Source organism: Kocuria himachalensis, from assembly GCF_054784195.1.
The window spans coordinates 19,098-35,433 of sequence record NZ_BAAGPL010000020.1 but is presented as its reverse complement, the minus strand read 5'-3'; the positions used below and the strand labels follow the sequence as shown (position 1 = coordinate 35,433).

At 74.0% G+C, this 16,336-nt stretch carries 17 protein-coding genes; 3 read left to right on the top strand and 14 right to left on the bottom strand.

Annotation, left to right across the window (positions count from 1 at the left end; all coding sequences use genetic code 11):
* Nucleotides 1-65: 65 nt before the first annotated feature.
* The 3 genes from ACYVM4_RS15440 to ACYVM4_RS15430 all read right to left on the bottom strand — a co-directional run bounded on the left by ACYVM4_RS15440 (nt 66) and on the right by ACYVM4_RS15430 (nt 1,580).
* On the bottom strand, nt 66-494 hold the full coding sequence (locus tag ACYVM4_RS15440) for a universal stress protein (RefSeq protein WP_460669104.1): 429 nt from the start codon (nt 492-494) through the stop codon (nt 66-68).
* Nucleotides 495-570: 76 nt separating this feature from the next.
* Nucleotides 571-1,002 (bottom strand): universal stress protein, encoded by a 432-nt coding sequence (locus tag ACYVM4_RS15435; RefSeq protein ID WP_460669103.1) that lies wholly within the window; start codon nt 1,000-1,002, stop codon nt 571-573.
* 161 nt (nt 1,003-1,163) lie between these two features.
* Nucleotides 1,164-1,580, bottom strand: coding sequence for an Hsp20/alpha crystallin family protein (locus ACYVM4_RS15430; RefSeq protein WP_460669102.1), 417 nt, complete (start codon nt 1,578-1,580; stop codon nt 1,164-1,166).
* Nucleotides 1,581-1,868: 288 nt separating this feature from the next.
* Here ACYVM4_RS15430 and ACYVM4_RS15425 point away from each other — a divergent pair, with 288 nt between their 5' ends.
* Complete coding sequence (locus ACYVM4_RS15425) at nt 1,869-2,387, top strand: hypothetical protein (RefSeq protein ID WP_460669101.1); 519 nt, start codon at nt 1,869-1,871, stop codon at nt 2,385-2,387.
* A gap of 19 nt (nt 2,388-2,406) precedes the next feature.
* On the opposite strand, the gene ACYVM4_RS15420 is transcribed toward ACYVM4_RS15425, so the two are convergent.
* Both ACYVM4_RS15420 and ACYVM4_RS15415 read right to left on the bottom strand, forming a co-directional pair.
* Nucleotides 2,407-3,732, bottom strand: coding sequence for an erythromycin esterase family protein (locus tag ACYVM4_RS15420; RefSeq protein ID WP_460669100.1), 1,326 nt, complete (start codon nt 3,730-3,732; stop codon nt 2,407-2,409).
* Nucleotides 3,729-5,084, bottom strand: coding sequence for a phosphoribosyltransferase family protein (locus tag ACYVM4_RS15415; RefSeq protein ID WP_368820928.1), 1,356 nt, complete (start codon nt 5,082-5,084; stop codon nt 3,729-3,731). Before ACYVM4_RS15415 ends, ACYVM4_RS15420 begins: the two co-directional genes overlap by 4 nt.
* Before the next feature lie 267 nt (nt 5,085-5,351).
* On the opposite strand from ACYVM4_RS15415, the gene ACYVM4_RS15410 reads away from it, so the two are divergent.
* Nucleotides 5,352-5,930, top strand: a complete 579-nt coding sequence (locus ACYVM4_RS15410; protein WP_460669099.1) for a hypothetical protein — start codon at nt 5,352-5,354, stop codon at nt 5,928-5,930.
* Nucleotides 5,931-5,954: 24 nt separating this feature from the next.
* Here ACYVM4_RS15410 and ACYVM4_RS15405 read toward each other — a convergent pair whose 3' ends face one another.
* Genes ACYVM4_RS15405 through ACYVM4_RS15385 form a run of 5 tightly spaced genes read right to left on the bottom strand, consistent with a single transcriptional unit; the run spans nt 5,955 to nt 10,266 of the window.
* Nucleotides 5,955-7,001 carry an enoyl-CoA hydratase/isomerase family protein gene (locus ACYVM4_RS15405; protein WP_368820930.1) on the bottom strand — a complete coding sequence of 349 codons (1,047 nt, stop codon included), beginning with the start codon at nt 6,999-7,001 and terminating at the stop codon, nt 5,955-5,957.
* A 40-nt stretch (nt 7,002-7,041) separates the two neighbouring features.
* Entirely contained in the window at nt 7,042-7,866 is an 825-nt protein-coding gene (locus ACYVM4_RS15400; RefSeq protein ID WP_368820931.1) for a glycerophosphodiester phosphodiesterase family protein, read from the bottom strand.
* A 10-nt stretch (nt 7,867-7,876) separates the two neighbouring features.
* Nucleotides 7,877-8,755 carry an HAD family hydrolase gene (locus tag ACYVM4_RS15395; protein ID WP_460669098.1) on the bottom strand — a complete coding sequence of 293 codons (879 nt, stop codon included), beginning with the start codon at nt 8,753-8,755 and terminating at the stop codon, nt 7,877-7,879.
* 14 nt (nt 8,756-8,769) lie between these two features.
* Complete coding sequence (locus tag ACYVM4_RS15390; protein WP_460669097.1) at nt 8,770-9,288, bottom strand: YbhB/YbcL family Raf kinase inhibitor-like protein; 519 nt, start codon at nt 9,286-9,288, stop codon at nt 8,770-8,772.
* Between the two features lie 48 nt (nt 9,289-9,336).
* Nucleotides 9,337-10,266: a carbohydrate kinase family protein gene (locus ACYVM4_RS15385; protein ID WP_368820934.1), complete on the bottom strand. Its 930-nt coding sequence runs from the start codon at nt 10,264-10,266 to the stop codon at nt 9,337-9,339.
* A 246-nt stretch (nt 10,267-10,512) separates the two neighbouring features.
* On the opposite strand from ACYVM4_RS15385, the gene ACYVM4_RS15380 reads away from it, so the two are divergent.
* On the top strand, nt 10,513-11,964 hold the full coding sequence (locus tag ACYVM4_RS15380) for a glyceraldehyde-3-phosphate dehydrogenase (RefSeq protein ID WP_368820935.1): 1,452 nt from the start codon (nt 10,513-10,515) through the stop codon (nt 11,962-11,964).
* 129 nt (nt 11,965-12,093) lie between these two features.
* Here ACYVM4_RS15380 and ACYVM4_RS15375 read toward each other — a convergent pair whose 3' ends face one another.
* The 4 genes from ACYVM4_RS15375 to fdhD all read right to left on the bottom strand — a co-directional run bounded on the left by ACYVM4_RS15375 (nt 12,094) and on the right by fdhD (nt 16,229).
* Nucleotides 12,094-13,413 carry a M18 family aminopeptidase gene (locus ACYVM4_RS15375; protein WP_460669096.1) on the bottom strand — a complete coding sequence of 440 codons (1,320 nt, stop codon included), beginning with the start codon at nt 13,411-13,413 and terminating at the stop codon, nt 12,094-12,096.
* Nucleotides 13,414-13,422: 9 nt separating this feature from the next.
* Nucleotides 13,423-14,520, bottom strand: coding sequence for a lysostaphin resistance A-like protein (locus ACYVM4_RS15370; RefSeq protein ID WP_460669095.1), 1,098 nt, complete (start codon nt 14,518-14,520; stop codon nt 13,423-13,425).
* A gap of 76 nt (nt 14,521-14,596) precedes the next feature.
* Nucleotides 14,597-15,331, bottom strand: a complete 735-nt coding sequence (locus tag ACYVM4_RS15365) for a glutamine amidotransferase (protein ID WP_368820938.1) — start codon at nt 15,329-15,331, stop codon at nt 14,597-14,599.
* A gap of 40 nt (nt 15,332-15,371) precedes the next feature.
* On the bottom strand, nt 15,372-16,229 hold the full coding sequence (fdhD, locus tag ACYVM4_RS15360; RefSeq protein WP_460669094.1) for a formate dehydrogenase accessory sulfurtransferase FdhD: 858 nt from the start codon (nt 16,227-16,229) through the stop codon (nt 15,372-15,374).
* Nucleotides 16,230-16,336: the final 107 nt, after the last annotated feature.

Sequence of the window (16,336 nt, the reverse complement as noted above, 5' to 3'; positions counted from 1 at the left end):
GCCGGCTGCCGGGAGCCGGCCTGTCGGTGCCGCGTGGCCCGCGCCGGGTGGCCGGCGCGGGCCGGTCAGTGCCGGACGACCAGCACCGGGCAGTGGGCGTGGGCGATGCACGCGTTGGAGACGGAGCCCAGGGCCGAGTCCCGCAGGCCGCCGTGGCCGCGGCGGCCGAGCACGAGCATCAGGGCGTTCTCGCTCTCCTCGACCAGGCCGGCCGCGGCCCGTCCGTGGAGCAGCTCGGCGTGCACGTGCTCCGGGACGCCGCCGCCGAACACGTCGGCGAGCGTCGACCGGAGCTGCTCCTCGCTGCCGGCCGGTGGCCGGTCCGGGTCGACGGCCTGCCGACCCTCGGAGAGGGGCGGTCCCTGCCAGAACATGAGGGCGACCAGCGGGACGTCGAGGGCCCGCGCGATCCTGTCGCCCGCGCGGAGGGCCTCCTTCGAGGAGTCCGATCCGTCGATCCCGACGAGGATCCGCTGCTGCGACGGTGCGTCCATGGTCCAGCTCCTTCGTTCCGGCGCCCGCGGGCCGGGCCCGGGGCGCGCCCCGTCCGCCAGGCACCCGGCCGACCGCTCAGTGCCGCACCACGAGGACGGGGCACTTGGCGTGGGAGACCAGGGCCGAGGAGACGGAGCCGAGGATCATCCCGAGCACCCCGCCCGTGCCCCGTCGGCCCACCACCAGCATCCGGGCGTCCTCGCTCTCCTCGATGAGCCGGGCGGCGGCCTGGCCGCGCAGGAGCCGGGTGGTGAGGTTCTCCGGGTGCTGCTCCCCGAACACCTCGGCGAGGGTGCTCTCGAAGAGCTGCTCGCTGCCGCGGCGGAACTCCTCGGGGTCCACCACGCGGTAGCTCTCGTAGAGCAGCGGGTCCTCCCAGCACATGACGGCCTCGAGCGGCGCGCCCAGGGCCTCGGCGAGCCGCACTCCCTCCCGGAGCGCGGCCTTGGACGAACCGGACCCGTCGACTCCCACGACGATCCGGCCTCCGGACGACGGCTCGGCCATGGTCTTCCCCCTTGTTCCCGGCGGGCCGGCCGGTCCGCCTGTCTCCACGATAGGACTCGGTGGTGCCCGTCACAACGGACCCTCTGTCCCGGGGCCCGTGTGACGGCCGGCGGTCGGCACCGTCCCGGGCCGACCGCCGCTGCGCAGGCGGCGCGGCCTCCTCAGCCGCGGGTCACCTGGATCTTCTTGGTCGCGGGAGGCTCGACGTGCCCGGCGACGGGGACGCGGACCTCGAGCACGCCGTCGCGGTAGGCGGCGCTGATGTCCTCGTCCCGGCACCCGGCGGGCAGCGGCAGGGTGCGGGAGAACGAGCCGTAGCGGAACTCGGAGCGGTAGCTGCCCTTGTCCTTGTGCTCGATCCGCTCCCGGCGCTCGGCCCGCAGGTGGAGCACGTCGTCGGCCACGGTGAGCTCCACGTCCTGCTCGGGGTCGATGCCGGGCAGCTCCGCCCGGATCACCACCGTGTCACCGTCCCGGTACTCCTCCACGCGGGGCCAGGACGCCTCGACGTCCCCCTCCAGGAGACGTCGGAGGGGCTCGAGCATCTCCATGCCCTCCCTGCGCATCAATCCGGCCATGACCTGACTCCTTCCCGTGGCACCCGTTCCGCGGCGGCGACCCGGGGCGTCGGCCCGGGTCGCCCGGGGAGACGGGTGCGGTCCGCCTCGACCCTTCCAGGGTAGACACCGCCGACCGGGCGCGTAAGGGCCGCGGGGTCCGGGACGCATGATGACGAGGGCCCGCTCCGCCGGCCCCCGGGGGCACTGGATTCGCAGGTGCGACAGGGCGATAATCGGGGCATCCCCACGGGTCCTGCCGCCGTCCGGCGACCACCCCGGGGACCGGGAGAGATCGAGGTGTCCGCGGTGGACAACAACGTGATGAAGATCGTCTACACGTTCTTCCTGGGGGCCCTGCTGGCCCTGTTCGTGGGCCTGGGGATCCAGACGTTCTACCCGGGGCCGGAGATGCCGGAACCGACCGCGGGGATGGAGTTCGTGCCCGAGGGTGGCGCTCCGACCGAGGAGCAGCGCGCGGAGATGGAGGAGAACGACCGGCAGTGGCGGCAGTGGCAGGAGGAGCAGCAGGGCTACAGCCGCGACGTGGCGGTCGTGGCCCTGGGCGCGTCCGTGGTGCTGCTCGGTCTCAGCCTCGTGCTGGAGAAGCGCAACAGGGTGCTGACCAACGGGGTGATGCTGGGCGGGCTGTTCACCCTGATCTACGCCATCGGCCGCAGCTTCGCCTCCAGCGAGACCACCATGACGTTCGTCGCCGTGAGCGTGGGCCTGGCCGTGGTGCTGGTCCTCGGCCACCGGCGCTTCTTCCAGGACCGTCCCGCGGAGAAGGCTCCCGAGGAGGCGCACCGGGAGCAGACCGGCGTCTGAGCCGCTCCGCCGGGACGCCTCAGAAGCCCGTCGGCTCGGTCTCCAGCTCGGGCTCCTCGGGCGGGGTCTCGTGGTGCAGGGGCCGCAGCGCGGCGGTCGTCCCGAACCACAGCAGCGCGTCGTAGCGCTCCCCCATGCGGGTGGGGACGTAGTTGCCGGCCTCGCGCCACGGGTGGTACACCACCCCGACGGCCCGGTGGCCGAACCTCCCGGAGAGCCAGGGCCCGGAGCGGTCGCGGCCGAAGACGAGCACCGCGTCCTCCTCCAGGGTCCGGTGCAGGAGGTCCTCGTGGCTGCCGGGGCGCGCCTGCGGGAGGGCGAGGACCTCCTCGGCCGCGCCCCACGCCTCCGCCGCGACCACCGTGCCGGTCCAGGAGGCGAGGCCCACCAGGACCACCTCGTGCGCGGGGTGGCGCTCGCGCAGCAGCTGGCCCACGTTGACCAGCCCGGCGTCGAACATGTCGGTGGCCCGGGCGTCCCCCACGTGGGAGTTGTGCTCCCACACCAGGCCCTTGGCGCCGGGCCCGTGGTGGCGGGAGAGCAGGCCCGCGGTGTCCGCCATGTGCTCGTCGCGCACGTTCCAGGACTGCCGGTCGCCCCGCACCATGGTCCGGTAGTAGCGCTCGGCGTCGACCGCGACCATGGCGTTGAGGGCGGCGTCGAACGCGGCGGGGTCCCCGGCCGTCCGGTCCATGGTGCGCCGGCGGACCTCGGCCAGGAGCGCGACGACGTCGGCCTCGCAGCTCTCGGGCACGATCCGCGTCCGCCACGCGTACCGGTGCGGGTCCTCGTGGAAGGGGACGAAGCACTGCCACGCCTGCAGCGCGGCGGGCAGGGCCTCGGGCGCACTGGCCTCGAGCCAGCCGATGATCTCCCGCAGCGAGTCCCACAGCGAGTAGACGTCCAGGCCGTAGAAGCCCACCTGCTCGTGGCCTGCCCGGCGGGCGTTCTCCTCCCGGAGCCAGTCGAGGAACTCGGCGACCTCCTCGTTCGCCCACATCCACGTGGGCCAGCGCTCGAAGCCCGCGAGGACACCGTGGGCGTCGAGGTCCTGGTCCGCCTCGCCGCGCACCCACCGGTTGAGCCGCCAGCAGTCCGGCCAGTCCCCCTCGACCCCGATCCAGGTGAAGCCGTGCTCCTCGATCAGCCGGCGGCTGAGCAGGGCCCGCCACCGGTAGTACTCGTGCGTGCCGTGGGACGCCTCCCCCACGCACACGAACCGGGCGCCGGCGCAGCGCTCGACGAGCGGGCCGAGGTCCTGCGCCCCCTCCAGCGGCTGCGCGAGGGAGCGGATCTCCGCGAGGACCCCGGCCTCCCCGGAGGGACCGCGCCCGAGCGGACTCACCGGGACGTCCCGTCGCCGTGCTCCCCGGCCGGGGGGAGGTGGCGCAGGAACCAGTCCCGGGCCAGACCGGCGACCTCGGCGAGGGTTCCGGGCTCCTCGAAGAGGTGCGTGGCGCCCTCCACGACGGCCAGCCGGGTGGGGCAGCGCATCGACTCCTGCGCCCACCGGTTCAGGCCGAGCACCTCGGCGTCCTCGCTGCCGACGATCAGCAGGGTGGGCGCCTGCACCGAGCGCAGCCGCTCGTCCGCGAGGTCGGGGCGGCCTCCGCGGGAGACCACGGCCGCGATCGAGGCTCCGGGCTCGGCCGCGGCCCACAGGGCGGCGCCGGCGCCCGTGCTCGCCCCGAAGTACCCGACCGGGGACGTCGCGGAGCCGGGCTGCTCGCGCAGCCACGCCGTGGCCAGGAGCAGCCGCTCGGCGAGCAGGCCGATGTCGAAGACGTTGCCGCGGTCCGTCTCCTCCCCGGCGGTGAGCAGGTCGAGCAGCAGGGTGCCGAGCCCCGCGTGCTGCAGCACGGAGGCCACGTACTGGTTCCGCGGGCTGTGCCGGCTGCTGCCGCTGCCGTGGGCGAAGACCACCACCCCGGCGCCGGGCCCCGGCAGGTGCAGGTGGGCCGCGAGCTGCTCGCCCCCGGCCGGGATGCGCACGTCGGCGTCGACCGGATAGCCGTGGGCGGCCTGCCCCGCCCGGGACGGCGGGGGCAGCTCCGGCTGGTGGCGGCGCCGGGCGGCGTCGAGCAGGGCCACCACCTCGTCGTCCTCCGTGGCGGAGAAGTCCCGGTAGTGGTAGCCGACGGCCGTGAAGTACGGGGGCGTCGCGAGACAGATCACCTCGTCCGCCTCGACCACCCGGCCCAGGGCCTCCTGCGGGGCCACCGGGACGGCCAGCACCACGCGCGCGGCGCCCAGCTGGCGGGCGATCCGGCAGGCCACGCGGGCCGTGGAGCCGGTGGCGATGCCGTCGTCGACGACCAGGGCGGTCCGCCCGGTGAGGTCGACCCGCTCCCGGCCCTCCCGGAAGCGCGTCGTCCGGGCCTCGAGCACGGCCCGCTCCCGCGCCTCGATCTGCTCGAGCTGCGCGTCCGTCACCCCGAAGTACTGCAGGGTCCGCTCGTCGAGCACGCGGGCCCCCTCCTCCCCGATGGCGCCCATGGCCAGCTCGGGCTGGGAGGGGACCCCCAGCTTGCGCACCACGATGACGTCCAGCGGCGCGTCGAGGATGCGGGCCACCTCGTGGGCCACGGGCACCCCGCCGCGGGGCAGCCCCAGCACCACCACGTCCTGCCCGCGCAGGGACCTCAGCCGCTTCCCCAGCTGCCGCCCGGCCTCGACCCTGTTCTCGAAGACCACCATGGTCCCCACCGCCTCTCCGGCGGGCGCGCGGCCCGCCGACCTCCGGTGCTCCCCCGGCTCCGCCCGCGCCCCCGGGTCCCGTGGGCCGCCGCGGAGGACTCCAGCGTAGGCAGGCGGGGAACGCGGTGGAAGGCCCGCGGGCCAGGTGACGGACGTGGACAACGGAGCAGGCCCGCCCCACAATGTGAGCACGCCCCGGCGGCCGGCCGCGGACCCGGGCGCCCCGGACGGACGTCCCGCACCGGCGGGGGAGACGGAGCACGCCGCATGAAGGACCGCACGCAGGACAGCGCCGAGAACCGCGCGGACGGCAGGATCGTGCGGACGGTCTACACGTTCTTCCTGGGGCTGCTGCTGGCCCTGTTCGTCGGTCTCGGCGTCGCCACGGTCCACCCCGGCCCGGAGGAGCCCGCGCCGCCCCCGGCGGTCGCGATGGCGCGGGAGACCCGCGAGCTCGCCCCGGAGGAGCAGCAGCAGTGGGCGGCCTACGAGCGCGGGTGGGAGGCGTGGGAGGTCGAGCACATGCGGTACAGCCGCGACGTCGGCGTGATCGCCCTGGTCGCGTCCGTCGTGCTGCTGGGGGTGAGCCTGGCCGTGGAGCGGCGCCGACCGGTGCTCGCCCACGGCGTGCTGCTCGGCGGCCTGTTCACGCTGCTGCACAGCGTGGTCCGCAGCCTGGTCTCGCAGGACACCGTCGCCACGTTCGCCGTGGTCACCGTGGCGCTGGTCGTCGTGCTGTACCTCGGCTACCGCCGGTTCGTGGACCGGCCCACCGAGTCCGGTGACCCCTGGGGCCCGCCCCGCGTGGTGGTCAGCGACAACGGCAAGCACCCGTCCCGCCGCTGAACGCGCCGGGTGCCGGCCGGCCGGTCAGAGGGGCAGCGGCAGCTTCTCGTCGAGCACGGCCCGGACGGCCGCGACGTCGACGTCCGTGACGGAGGCGTGCTCCCAGGCCGGCCGGTTGTCCTTGTCCACGAGGACCGCTCGCACGCCCTCGGCGAAGTCGGGGCGCGCGATCGTGTCCGCGGCGAGGCGCAGCTCCCGCTCGAGGCAGGAGCGGACGCTGTCGTCGGCCGCCCCGCGCTCGAGCAGCTCGAAGGTGCGCACCAGCGAGGAGGGGCTCATCCCCGCGAGGTCCTCCGGCGCGGCGGCGACGATCTCCTCGAGGGTCGGGGCGCCGTAGCGCTCCTCGATCTGCTCCCACCGCGCCACCACGGAGGACGGCTCGGGCTCGCGCGCGAAGCGGGACAGGGCGTCCTCCGGGCCCTCCTCCACCACGGCGCCGGCGAGGGCCTCGAAGTCCTCGTCCGCCACGAGGACGTCGGCCAGCCCGAGGGCGACGGCGTCCGCGCCGCTGACCCGCTGCCCGCCGAGGGCGAGCCAGCGGCCCACGGCCAGGCCCTGCTCGCCGCGGCGGTCCGGCCGGGAGACGCGCGGCAGGAACCAGGAGGCGCCGATGTCGGTGAAGAAGCCGATCTTCGTCTCGGGCATCGCCATGACCGTCGAGGGGCCCACCACGCGGTGGGACCCGTGCACGGAGATGCCCATGCCGCCGCCCATGCAGATCCCGTTCATGAGCGCCACGTAGGGCTTCGGGTAGTCCGCGATCAGGCAGTCGAGGGCGTACTCGACGGCGAACACCCCGGTGGCCTCCTCCGTCAGCCCGCCGAGCACGGCGTCGCGGACCTCGCGGATGTCGCCGCCGGCGCACCACGCCCGCGGTGAGGCGGAGGTGACCAGCACGTGGCGCACGGAGTCGTCCTCGCGCCACGCGTCGAGCGCGGACTTGAGGTCGCGGTACATCTGCGCGGTCAGCGCGTTGAGCTGACGGGGCCGGTTGAGCACGATGCGCCCGGTGCCGTTGCGGACCTCGGTCAGGACGTGCTGCGCGGTGCCGGTCGTGGCGGTGTCGGTCATGGCTCCCACCCTGCCACGGGCGGGGCCGCCGTGTCATGGCTCACACGCCCGAGGGCGGCCACTGTCCCCGCTGGGTCAGGAGCGCGGCGAGCAGGTCCGCCCGGTCCGTGACGATCCCGTCGACCCCGAGCTCGAGCAGCTCGGCCATCTCCGCCGTCTCGTTGACGGTCCACACGTGCACGTCGATGCCGTGCCGGTGGGCGAAGCCCAGGAAGCGAGGCGTCACGAGCTGGACCTCCGTCCCGCCCCGCATCCGGTAGCGGCGGGGGATCTGCACGGTGTCGAACGGCTCGATCCACCGGGCGGCCGCCCGCCGGGCGAGACGCCAGCTGGGCCCGCCCAGCCACGAGCACACGAGCAGCAGGCGCATCCCCTCCTTGCCGGAGGACGTGGGCACGGTCCGGCCGTCGAGCTCGCGGATCCGCCGCAGCGTGCGGCGCCGGCGGCTCTCGGAGAAGGAGGTCACCCGCACCCGGTCCACGGCGCCGAGCTCGTGGAGCAGCACCGGCAGGGCCGCCACGGACGCCTCGTCCTTGACGTCCACGTTGAACTTCAGCTCGGGGAACTCCGTCAACAGGTCCGAGAAGCGCGGGATGCGCCCGGCACCGGCGACGCGCTCGGCGCTGATCTGCGCCCAGGTCAGCGAGGAGACCTTCCCGCTGCCGCCGGTGACGCGGTCGAGGGTCTCGTCGTGGAAGGACAGGACCACGCCGTCGGCCGTGGTGTTGACGTCCGTCTCGATCCACTCGTAGCCGAGGTCCCGGGCCGCGCGGAAGGCGTCGAGGGTGTTCTCGGCCCCGTCCCGGCAGAAACCGCGGTGGGCCAGGGCTGCGGGGGTGTGGCGCCGGCGCGCTGGAGGGGTCACCCCCCTATTGTTACCCCGTGGTAGCAGATTGTCCCGCCCATGACGCGCCAGGTCGGCGGCGGCGCAGCAGCGCCTCGATCACCTGGGCCACCCCGTCCTCCTCGAAGGGCGGGGCCACGCGGCCCACGGCGCGCGCGACCGCGGGGTGCCCGCTCGCCATCGCGTACCCGTGGGCGGCCCAGGTGAGCATCTCGAGGTCGTTGGGCATGTCGCCGAAGGCCATCACCTCGTGCGGGCGGATGCCGCGCTCGGCCGCGTACTGCTCGAGGGTGCGAGCCTTGGTGAGCCCCTTCTGGCCCATCTCCACGAGCGGGGCCTCCGCCACGGAGTGCGTCACGGACAGCCTGCCCGCTACGAGCTCGGCGAGCGCCCGGAAGTACTCCTGCGGGTCGGCGGTGTCCAGCTTGGCCAGGAACTTCACGAGCCCCTGGCCCTCCGGCACCCGCTCCCGCAGGGCCCCGACCAGGGGGTCGCCGATCTCCATCCTGTCGGTGCGGGCCCATCCGTGGTCCGTGAAGACGCCCTCGAGCGTCTCCGCCGCGAACAGCGTGCCGGGGTGCCGGGCCGCGACCTCGTCCATGACCGCGAAGGCGTCCCGGGCCGGGAACAGGCTGGACTCCACGACCAGGTCCGCCCTGAGGTCGTAGACCACCGCACCGTTCGAGCAGATGACCACGCCCTCGTGGCCCAGCTGCTCGCGCAGGGGGTCGAGCCAGCGCATGGGCCGGCCCGTCACGAACACCACGTGGATGCCGCTGTCCTGGGCGGCCCGGATCGCGTCGACGGTGCGCGGGCGGAAGCGGAAGTCGGGCCCCAGGACGGTGCCGTCGAGGTCGCTGGCGATCATCCTGATCGGCGCCGCCCCGGGGACCTCCGGATCGGGGCTCACGGGTGTTCTGCCACCTACGCCTCGTGGATCCCGGTGAGGCAGGCGCGCGCGATCCCGGAGCTGAACAGCTGGAAGTTCACGACGGCGGGGCTGGCGGTCTCGTCGACCTCGATCTGCTCCTCGGCCACCGCGGTCACGCACACGATGTAGCGGTGCGGCCCGTGGCCGGGGGGCGGCGCGGCCCCCACGTACTCGTCGGTGCCGCCGTCGTTGCGGTGCTTGACCGCCCCGGCGGGCGGGTCGGCCGCCGCGCCGCGCTCGAGGGAGGTGACCTCGGCGGGGATGTTGGACAGGCACCAGTGCCAGAAGCCGCTGGGGGTGGGGGCGTCCGGGTCGAAGACCGTGACCACGTAGCTCTTCGTGCCCTCCGGGGCGCCGGACCAGCTCAGCTGCGGGGACACGTCCTGGCCGCCGGCGCCCATGATGCCCGAGAGCTGGGCCGGGGCGAGCGGCCCGCCGTCGGCGATGTCCTCGGAGGTGAGGGTGAAGCTCGGCAGGTCGGGCAGGTCTGCGTACGGGTCGCGGTCGGGCACGGGCTCTCCTCCGGGTCGGGATCAGGGTCGGGTCGGGTGAGGAACCGCTCAGGTCGTGGGCAGCTCGTCCGTGCGGGGCAGGTCGGCGCCGGCGCGGGAGACCGTGACGCCGGCCGCCGCGGCGGCGTAGCGCAGCAGCTCGCCGACCTGCTCCTCGTCGAGGTTGTCGATCCGCTCGCGGGCCGGCGCGCCCGTGTAGCCGTGGTCGGTGAGCCAGGCGAGCAGCGCGGCCATGAAGGAGTCCCCCGCCCCTACGGTGTCCACGACCGTGGTGCGGGCGGCGGGCACCTCCACCCCGCGCGGACCGGTGGCGCGGGTGCGGGCCCAGGGCCCCAGGGGGCCCCGGGTGACGACGACGAGCTCCGCGCCGGCCTTGAGCCAGGCGCCGGCGCTCTCCTCGATGCTGCGGTGGGGGTACAGCCACAGGAGGTCCTCGTCCGAGGCCTTCACGACGTCGGCGAGGGCCACGAGCTGCTCGGCCCGGGCCCGCGCGTCCGAGGAGTCGGGGATGATGGACGGCCGGCAGTTGGGGTCGTAGGAGATCAGGGCCGTGCGGTGGGCCTGCTCCACGGCGTGCAGGACCCTCGAGGCGCCGGGCTCGAGCATCGCCCCGATCGAGCCGACGTGCAGCAGGGCGGTGTCCCGGAGCAGCTCGCCCAGCTGCTCGTCCGAGAGGTCCAGGGACCAGTCCAGCTGGAAGTCGTAGGTCGCGGCGCCGTCGTCCCCGATGACGGCCTCCGCCACGGACGTGGGCCGCGCGTCGGCCTCGAAGGGCAGGAGGACGCCGTTGTCCCGCAGGTGCGCCTCGACCTGCGTGCCGTACTCGTCCTCGCCGTAGCGGCCGAGGAACTGCACCTCGTGGCCGAGCCGGGCCAGGCCCACGGCCACGTTCATGGGGCTTCCCCCGGCGTGCGCGCGAGGCTCCTGGCCGCGCTTCGAGACCACGTCGACGAGCGCTTCACCGATGACCGTCAGCATGCCCTCACGGTAGCACCCGCCGGTCCCCCGCCCCGGCGCCGGACCGGGCGCCGGACCGGGCGCCGGACCGGGCGCCGGACCGGTCCGCCGGGCCCGTAACGGGGCCCTCCCCGCGCGCCCGTGCCCTTAGAATGGGAGGCGGCGTCCTGCGCAAACCGCAGCGGCGCGCGCACCCGACCGCGCAACGAGGCGCGGCACGTCACGGCCGGACACGATGACGTCCCCGGCCGAGGAAGAGAGTCATTCTTGAGCACTCCTGAAAGCTGGGCCGACCGCGAGGCACTCGCCGAGGGCATCGTCCCCCTGGTCGGACGCCTGCACCGTGAGAACAAGGTCGTGCCGACGGTCTACGGCCGCTCCCTCGTGCACAAGTCCGTCACCCAGATCATCAAGGCGCACCGCTTCGCCCGCCGCATCGACGGCGAGGAGCTGCCCCTCGAGGACACGACCCGACTGCTCGAGGCCATGTCCGGGCTGAACCTCGGCACCTGCGCGGTGGATCTCGGCAAGCTCAACCGGCTCGCCCAGGAGTCGGACCAGGACCTCGAGGCGTTCCTGCGCGAGGAGCTCGCCCCCGTCGTGGACCGCAGGTCCCAGAACTCCCCGGAGTCCCAGGACGTGGTGCTCTACGGGTTCGGCCGCATCGGCCGCCTGCTCGCCCGCATCCTCATCAACCGCAACGACGGCACCGGCCTGAACCTGCGCGCCGTCGTGGTGCGCAAGAAGCCGGGCAACGACCTCGTCAAGCGCGCCTCCCTGCTGCGCCGCGACTCGGTGCACGGCAAGTTCGACGGGACCATCCACGTCGACGAGGAGAACAACGTCATCACGGCCAACGGGGTGGCCATCAAGTTCATCTACGCGAACGACCCCACCGAGATCGACTACACCGCCTACGGGATCGACAACGCGATCGTCGTGGACAACACGGGCGTGTGGCGCGACGAGGCCGGCCTCTCGAAGCACCTGCAGGCCAAGGGCGTGGCCAAGGTGCTGCTCACGGCGCCGGGCAAGGGCGACCTGAAGAACATCGTGTGCGGGGTCAACGACGACGTCATCACCGCGGAGGACACCATCCTGTCCGCCGCGTCCTGCACCACCAACGCGATCACCCCGGTCGTGAAGGTGCTCCACGACAAGTACGGCATCGCGCAGGGCCACGTGGAGACGGTCCACTCCTACACCAACGACCAGAACCTCATCGACAACTGGCACAAGGGCGACCGCCGGGGCCGCTCCGCCGCCCTGAACATGGTCATCACCGAGACCGGTGCCGCGAAGGCCGTGGCGAAGGCCCTGCCGGAGATGGCCGGGAAGCTGACGGGCAACGCGATCCGCGTCCCCACCCCGGACGTGTCCATGGCCATCCTCAACCTGCAGCTCGAGCAGGCCCCGGAGTCCGAGGACGCGGTCAACCAGTACCTGAAGGACATCTCGCTGAACTCGTCCCTGCGCAAGCAGATCGACTACACCGACTCCCCCGAGATCGTGTCCACCGACTTCGTGGGCTCCCGCCGCGCGGGCGTCGTCGACGGTCTCGCGACGATCGTCAACGGCAGTTCGCTGGTGCTCTACGTCTGGTACGACAACGAGTTCGGCTACTCCTGCCAGGTCGTGCGGGTGCTCGCCCGGATGGCCGACATCGCCATGCCGCAGTTCCCGGCCGAGCGGGTCGCGGTCGGCGCCGTCGCCGGCTGATCCCGTCCCGACCGCGAGGGGCCGTGGCCCGTCGGTGCGCCGCGCGCCGACGGACCACGGCCCCTCGCCGTGCCAGGGCACCGCGGCCCCGCTGGGGCGCCCCAGCCCCGGGGCCCGTCGTGCCGCACGTCAGGCGGTGAAGAAGGCCCCCGCGACGGCCCCGAGGGCCGCGACGTCGTCCACGTGGCACAGCTCCCGGGCGGAGTGCATCGACAGCAGGCCGATGCCGACGTCGATGGTGCGCACGCCCAGCCGGGCGGCCGTGATGGGACCGATCGTGGACCCGCACGGCACGCGGTTGTTGGAGACGAACTCCTGGTAGCCCACTCCGGCGCGCGCGCAGGCCTCGGCCCAGATCCCGGCGCCCACGGCGTCCGTGGCGTAGTGCTGGTCCGCGTTGATCTTCAGCAGCGGCCCCGCCCCGGGCACCGGCCGGTTCACGGGGTCGTGGTGGCCCTGGTAGTTGGGGTGCACCAGGTGCCCGGCGTCGGCGGACAGGCACACGGACCCGGCCAGGGAGCGCCGGTGCTCGGCGGGGGAACGACCCAGGCCCTCGCTGATGCGCACCAGCACGTCCTCGAGGAACGGCCCCGCGGCGCCGGAGCGGGTGCGGGAGCCGATCTCCTCGTGGTCGAACGCGGCGAGCACCGCGATGTGCCGGCCCTGCTCGACCGTCTCCGCCTCGCGGGCGAGGGCGCTCAGCCCGGCGTGCACGGAGGACAGGTTGTCCAGCCGCCCGGAGGCGAACAGCGTCCCGCCCTGCCCGAACACGGCGGGGGGCTGGGAGTCCGCCAGCACCACGTCGTAGCCGACGATCCGGGCCGGGTCCACGGGCCCGCCGTCCACGTGCTCGGCCAGCAGCGCGAGGACGTCCGCGTCCTCCGGCTGCCCCACGCCCCAGACCGGCTGCACGTGCTGCTGCCGGTCGAGCTGCAGGCCCTTGTTGGCGTCGCGGTCCAGGTGGATGGCGAGCTGAGGGATGCGGGCCACGGGGCCGGTCGCGGTCAGGTGCTCGACCGGGGCGCCGTCCGTCCCGCGGAGCACGAGCCGGCCCGCCAGGCGCAGCTCACGGTCCAGCCACGAGTTCAGCAGCGCCCCGCCGTAGGTCTCGACCCCGGCCTGGTGCCAGGTGTGTGCCGTGGTGGTGGGCCGGGGCTTGAGCTTGAAGCCCGGCGAGTCGGTGTGCGCGCCGATGATCCGGAACCCCGCCGCCGGCGGGACCTCCGCGGGGGTGGCCCACGCGATGACCGCCCCGTCGCGGAGCACGTAGCGCCTCCCGCGGACGCCGGTCCGGGCCCAGTCCTCCGTCTCGTCGAGGCGGACGAAGCCCGCCTCCTCCAGCCGGGAGGCGGCGGCGTGGGCCGCGTGGAAGGAGCTCGGCGACTCCATCACGTAGCGGCCGAGGTCCTCGACGGCGGACCGGGGGTCGACTGCTGTGCTCGGTTCCATGACGTCAGTCTACGAAAGGGGCTGGGGCGCGGGTCCCGGCGCCGGCCCCGCCCAGTGACCGGGACAGGCCGGCGGGCCGGGGCACACCCAGGCACCGGGTCCGTGGCCCGTCCGTCCGGGGCCGGCCGCGAGGAGGGCGGGCGGCCCCGGCGGGTGCACGGTCCGGGTCACCTCGACGCCGCGCCGGCGCGCGCCGCGGACCACGAGCCACGCGAAGAGCAGCTGCATGCCTGCCGAGATGGCGAGGGCCACCCAGGTCGACTCCTCCGCGTCGGGATCGGACAGGCCGAGGGCCCCGAAGAGCGTGGCGATCACGTTGTTGACCACGTGCAGGGCGATCGCCGCCTCGAGCCCGCCGGTGCGCCAGGTCAGCCAGCCGGCGACGACCGCCATGACCGCCACCGCCAGCAGCCCCCACGTGTCGTAGAGGTGCCCGAACGTGAACAGGGGCACCGGCAGCAGGATCGCGAACACGGGCCGGCGCAGCCACCGACCCACGGTCTGCAGCAGGTAGCCCCGGAAGACGAGCTCCTCCGCCGCGCACTGCAGCGGGACCACCAGCACGATCATCGCGATCAGCCACCAGAAGCCCTCCACCGGCTGCGGGGCGGTCAGCGAGCCCAGCAGCGCGTACTCCACGAGGGCGGCGGCCGCGTGGCCGACCGCGTAGACCGCCAGGGCCACGAGGAGGCACCGGCCGAGGAGGCCCCAGCGCAGCCGCCCCGTCACGGACAGCAGCAGCCCGAGGGGCCGGGGACCCGTGATGGCCCGGGCCGCCAGCAGCGCCGGGATCATGAGGACCAGGGAGAAGAACAGCATGAAGAAGATCGCCGGGTCCATGATGTCCAGGGCCGTGGCGTCGAGGAAGACGTCGTCCAGGGCCTCCTCGCCGCGCACCGCCAGGAGGCCCACGGCCCAGACGACGGCGAAGACGATCGTCAGCACCAGGTAGAAGGACCCGAAGAGCAGCAGCTCCACGAGCGGCTTCCACCACCGGTGGTCGGGGTCGGCGTGGCCGAGCCGGTGGTACGGCAGGAGCCGGGGGCCGGGGCTCGCGGGGTGCTCGTCGAGGGACCCCTGGCTCCAGGGGGCGGCGCGCGTGGTCATGCCTCCCACGGTATCCGCAGCCGGGCCCTTCCGGACACGCGACAGTTCGGGGTGCGTGTCCTCGGCCGCCGGGGGCTCACCGGGCGTAGCGGTCCACGAACGCGGCGAGGATCTTCTCGGGCTCCGTCACGGGCGGCCCGGTGCGGATGCGGTCCTTGACGTCCTCGGCCTCGGCGAGCGGGAAGTACCCGTGCTCCTTGTACGCCTCGATCCGGTTGAGCAGCGCGGGGGCGTCCAGCTCGGGGTGGAACTGGGTCGCGTAGAGGTTCTGCTTGATCCGGAACATCTGGACGGGGCACCCCGTGCCGGTGGCCAGCAGGACGGCGGCGGGCGCGAGGGTGCGCGTGCCCTCCTTGTGGCCCACGAACCCGTGGAACGCGGACGGGAACTCCCGGAGCAGCGGGTCCCGCAGCCCCTCCTCGGTGAGGGTGATCTCGATGACGCCGATCTCCTCGCCGCGGGTGCGGTCCACGATCCCGCCCTGGTGCGTGCCGAGGGTGCCGACGCCGTAGCAGGCGCCGAGGAAGGGGAAGTCCCGGGCGACGACCTCGTCGAGCAGGTCCCGCATCTCGGCCTCGGCCCGGCGCTGCACCTCGGACTTCAGCTGCGGCGGGTCGGAGGAGTTGAACGGGGACCCGCCGATGATGACCCCGGAGTAGTGCCCGAGGTCGATGGCCGGCATGGGCCCGGCCTCCAGCCGGACCCGGTGGAGGCTGCTCTCCTGCAGCCCGCTGAAGCGGCACACGGTCTCGTACTCCTCGTCCGCGACGTCGTCCTCGGCGCGGGTGGCGAGCAGCAGGAAGGGCTTCATGACTCCATCGTAGCCAGCGCCGGGGCGGCCTCCCGCCCGGTCAGGGGACGAGGCGCTCCCGGTGGGCGTAGGCGTTGAACGAGGTCCCGCGGCTGAAGCCCAGCAGGGTGACGCCCGTCCGGTCCGCGAGGTCCACGGCGAGGGCCGAGGGCGCCGAGACGGCCGCGAGCGCCGGGACGCCGGCCATGTACGCCTTCTGCACCAGTTCGAACGAGGCGCGGCCCGAGACCTGCAGGACGCAGGAGCGCAGGGGTAGCAGGTTCTCGCGCAGCGCCCAGCCCACGACCTTGTCCACGGCGTTGTGCCGCCCCACGTCCTCGCGGACGCACAGCAGCTCGGGCCCGTCGTCGCCGGTCCCGGCGGGGCCGTCCGGGAAGCGGAAGAGACCCGCGGCGTGGACGCCACCGGTCGTGGAGAACAGCTTCTGCCCGCTGCGCAGCCGGTCCGGCAGGGCGAGGAGCGCGGGCACGGACAGCCGGGTCCGGTCCTCGGCCGGGTCGAAGGAGGAGACCTTCGTGACGGCCTCGATGGACGCCGTGCCGCAGACCCCGCACGACGACGACGTGTAGACGTGCCGCTCCATGGAGGTGTCCGGCAGGGCGACCCCGGGCGCGAGCCGCACCTCCACCACGTTGTAGGTCCGCTGCCCGTCCGGGCCGATGCCGCTGCGGTAGTCCATCTGCACGATCTCCGACGGCGCGCGCACCACCCCCTCGGAGACGAGGAAACCGGCCACGAGGTCGAAGTCGTGGCCGGGCGTGCGCATGGTGACGGTGAACGGGCTGCCGTTGAGCCGGATCTCCAGGGGCTCCTCGCCGGCCAGGGTGTCCGCGCGCCCGGTCCCGTCGCCGTCGGCGGTGTACCGGTGCACGCGGCGTCGCTGGGAAGCGCGGGTCATGGTGGTCCTCCGGTCCCGGCCCCTCCGGGTGGGAGGCCTCCCCCGGAATCCTAGGCCCGCCCCTGCCTGAGGCCGAAGCGGGGACATTACTGAACAGTAACGTCAGG